This window comes from Pseudanabaena sp. BC1403 (assembly GCF_002914585.1).
Lineage (GTDB): Bacteria > Cyanobacteriota > Cyanobacteriia > Pseudanabaenales > Pseudanabaenaceae > Pseudanabaena.
On the sequence record NZ_PDDM01000071.1, the window covers coordinates 1 to 1,163 of the forward strand.

1 pseudogene is annotated in these 1,163 nt (G+C 43.8%); it reads right to left on the reverse strand.

Annotated elements, in window-relative coordinates:
* Nucleotides 1–27: 27 nt before the first annotated feature.
* Nucleotides 28–1,091: pseudogene (locus CQ839_RS24600) on the reverse strand (ISKra4 family transposase).
* Between the last annotated feature and the right edge of the window lie 72 nt (nt 1,092–1,163).

Here is a 1,163-nt window from a genome sequence, read left to right on the forward strand (position 1 = left end):
GGGAGCATGTCACTTTTTTGGGATAGTCTAGAAAGCCAATAAACCATTGAGATAAGCACAACGATGGGCAAGCACCTGAGGGACATTTTCTTTGTTCCACTGAGCACCAGAGATTTTAGTGCGACGGTCAATCTGCTTTACCGCAGACTCAACTGCTCCTGAACCGATAGAACAAATCTGCTCACTCTGATAGTAATCATAATTGACAATACGGTGTCTATGTTTTCGGAGATAGGCACAGAAATTAACAGCCTGCCTGCGTTTACACTGTTCAATAAGAGTAATAGTATCATCAACATTACCTTTCCAAAGTAAAGCTCTCGCATCGTTTAAGCGACGTATTGAACCACCCACTTTTTCTAGATTCTCCATCAGATGATACCAATCGAGAATTTCACGTCGTTGCTCTTCAGTAGCCATGGGCTTAATCAAATTCCATACTCCATCATGTCCATCCCCTAAACAAGTTATTGGCGTACTCAAGGGTTGCTGGCGTACCTAATCGACTAACTGCTGATTGTCCTGAAAGCAAGCTCCAGTAGCAAACTCATGCAATCTCACTCCTTTATAGTCTAGCCATCGACATTCTTCTCCCACAGGTGTTCTGATGCGGATCTTACCGCCATCTGCACTCAGTTCGTTAATCTCTTGCTCTGCTTGGGGTAATTCAAAGGTTTGTCGATGGACTAAACGCTGTTGGGTCTTGGCTGGGACTCGAATTCCTGTAAACATTGTCACATCTGCTTCGGTGTGTTCATAGGAGCTATTTGCACTGACTCGCAAACAACACATTTCCAGATATGGACTCAGACGAGTATGTGCCTTAATTCCCAGTTGCTCTGCTTGTTGAGTGGTTACAGTTATTTCTCCAAGGATGCTTTTGAGCTTGCGTTCTCGTCCTTCTGTTGTTCCTGTACTTGTTGAGACAAAAAAATTCCTACTTCGGGCATCACATGCTGTTGCATCTGTTCTCGCACGGCTTGTTCGATCCCTGAAAATGTCTTTAGCGCTTCTAGTTCGGTATTTGCGTAAAGTATTTTGGCGATCTCCTGCACATGGTCTTGTAATTTCTCGGCTTGTTCTGGTGTCATGCTTTTACTGGCCTCTAAATTATTCTATTTTCCCTCCTTTTTCTCGCTTTTTCGCAAAAGTGACATGCTCCC